Origin of the sequence: uncultured Ellagibacter sp. (genome assembly GCF_934643285.1) — a bacterium.
Classification (GTDB): Bacteria; Actinomycetota; Coriobacteriia; order Coriobacteriales; family Eggerthellaceae; genus Ellagibacter.
The window spans coordinates 1-2,604 of record NZ_CAKUBT010000049.1 but is presented as its reverse complement, the minus strand read 5'-3'; the positions used below and the strand labels follow the sequence as shown (position 1 = coordinate 2,604).

The following is a 2,604-nucleotide window of genomic DNA, read 5'->3' as shown; positions in this document are numbered from 1 at the left end:
GCCTTTCCGAGCATCTCCTTGTCGAGGCGCCCGAACTGCGAGGAGTCGCCCAAGAAGGTGAGGTGCTTCACGCTGCCGCCCTTCTTCTTGATGTAGCTTATGGCGTGTGCGACGCTGTCGAGGTTTTGCGGGTCTTCCAGAAGGAAGGCGGAATCGGTCTTGGCGGCCCAGGCGCCCGCGGAAAACGCGTCGGCGGGGTTCCATACCGACGACACGATGAGATTCTCAATCGTGAGGTTTGCACCTTCAATCTCGCCCGAGGTGATGAGGTCGTTGATCTTCTCGTTGGCGTCGTAAGGGTTCTTCCCGATGAGGCGCTCGCTTTTCACGCCGTGCTCGGCGCAGGTGGCGAGGAACGTGTCGGGGATATGCTTGTCGACGCCCAGCACGAGCAGGTCGGTGAAGTCGCCGCCCTGGATCGACGCTGCCGTGGCGTCGTCGATCACGCCGAGCTCGCGAATGTAGAACACGGGGATATGCTGGTTGAACAGCAGCGGCGAAAGCGTGATCAGGTCGCCCAGGCAGTCGTGGTGCGCGATGATGGCGAGCTTGCTCCAGCCGGGCACGCCGTCTTCCTCCGCCGCGCGCTTCCCGAAGTCGAAGATGAGGCGCGCAAGCTCGACCGACTCGTTGCAATCGATGCGGCAGATCGCGCACCCGTCGCCCGCGGCGTCGGCCGCCTGCTCGGCCACTTCGGAAGAGAGCACGTCCTCTCCGCCCAAGACGACGATGCGGCGCGGCGCGAGGCTCGCAATCTCCTGCGCGACCACGTCGGGCAGCGACTCGTTCTTCGAGAGCAGCACCGGTGCGTCGAGCATGCCGGAGAGTCCCTGCGCGGACATGCACGGCAGGCTGAAATCGCCCGAGGCCAGGATGATGCTGCCACCCTGCGCGAACTTGCACTTCTCCGCGATCTTCACGGCGGTGCCGTAGCGGTTCTCGCCGGCGACGGAGCTCACGAGCTCCTCGGGCACGCGGGTGGGGGAGTTCAGCATGCTGAACACGGCGGCCTCCGACTCGGCCGAGCCCACATGCCCGCCGAGCACGCGGTAGGTGCGGCACACGTCGGCAGCCGAGCCCATCATGCGCGTGTGGCCCTTCTCGATCCAGATGGCCTTGTTGCACAAGCGTTCGATCTGGTCGTTGTTGTGCGAAACGATGAGCACGGTGACGTCGTGCTCCTTGATGAGCTGCGTGATGCGGCGCTCGCATTTCTGCTGGAACATGAAGTCGCCGACCGAGAGCACCTCGTCGACGATGAGGATCTCGGGCACGATGACCGTGGCGATGGCGAATGCGATGCGCGCGACCATGCCCGACGAGTAGTTCTTCATCGGCATGTCGAGGAACTTCTCGACCTCCGCGAAGTCGACGATCTCGTCGAAATGCTGCTGGATGAACTTCTTCGAATAGCCCAGAAGCGCGCCGTTCAGGAAGATGTTCTCGCGCGCGGTGAGCTCCATGTCGAAGCCGGCGCCGAGCTCGATCAAAGGCGCGATGCTGCCGTTGATGGTGCAGGTGCCCTCGGTGGGCTCGAGCACGCCGGCGATGATCTTGAGCATGGTGGACTTGCCCGAGCCGTTCGTGCCCAGGATGCCGAACACGTCGCCCTTGCGGACGGTGAACGACACGCCGTCGAGCGCGCGGAACTCCTTGAACATAAGCTCGCGCTTCGCGAGGGCGATGGCGTATTCCTTCAAGCTGTTGAGCTGCTGGGATGCCATGTTGAAGACCATGGACACGCGGTCCACGTCGACCATGACGGGCCGGTCGTCGACTGCGGCGGCGAGCTCGCGCTCGATGTCGCCGAGCGGGGTGGTGTTGATGTTCTCGGGCATAGGTTCCGCCTAAACGTAGAGGATGAACTTCTTCTCGGTCGCCTTGAACACGGCGAAGCCGATGGCGAAGGTGATCGCGGCCATGCCGAGGCAGATGAGGTTCTCGGTGAGGCCGGGCACCGTGTTGTACATCGCGATGTCGCGGAAATAGCACACGTAGTGGTACATCGGGTTGAACGCCTCGGCCGCCTGCATCCAGTCGGGCAGAAGGCCCACCGGGTAGAACAGCGGCGTGGCGTAGGTCCATGCGGTGATGACGACGCCCCACAGGTGGCACACGTCGCGGAAGAAGACGGCGAGCGAGGAGAGCAGCATGCCGAGCCCCGCGCAGAAGAGCAGCATGAACACGAGCAGGATGGGCATCGCGAGCAGGTTCACCGTCGGCGGGATGCGGAAGAAGAGCATGACGATGACGACCGCGATGAGCGAGATGGCGAAGTTCACGAGCGTGAAGAGCACCTTCTCTAGCGGGAAGATCATCTTCGACACGCGCACCTTCTTGATGAGCGGCGCCGATTCGAGGATGGAGCCCATGGCGGACGACGTCGAGTCGGCCATGAGCGAGAAGAGCACGTTGCCCAGGATGAGGTACATGGGGAAGTTCTGCACGTCGTCGCCGAACTTGAGCACGTTCGTGAACACGGCGGCGAGCACGCACATCATGAGCAGGGGGTTTAGGACCGACCAGAGAACGCCCAGGACGCTTCGGCGGTACTTGAGCTTGAAGTCCTTCGACACAAGCGATGTGATGGTGAACCAATTCCGC

Annotated in this window: 2 protein-coding genes; both read right to left on the bottom strand. The window is 63.1% G+C overall.

Annotated elements, in window-relative coordinates:
* On the bottom strand, positions 1 to 1,838 hold a 1,838-nt coding region (locus Q0I65_RS09600; protein ID WP_296062923.1), incomplete at its 3' end, for an ATP-binding cassette domain-containing protein.
* A gap of 9 nt (positions 1,839 to 1,847) precedes the next feature.
* Positions 1,848 to 2,604 (bottom strand): ABC transporter permease (locus tag Q0I65_RS09595; RefSeq protein ID WP_296062921.1); only part of this gene is annotated, 757 nt, incomplete at its 5' end.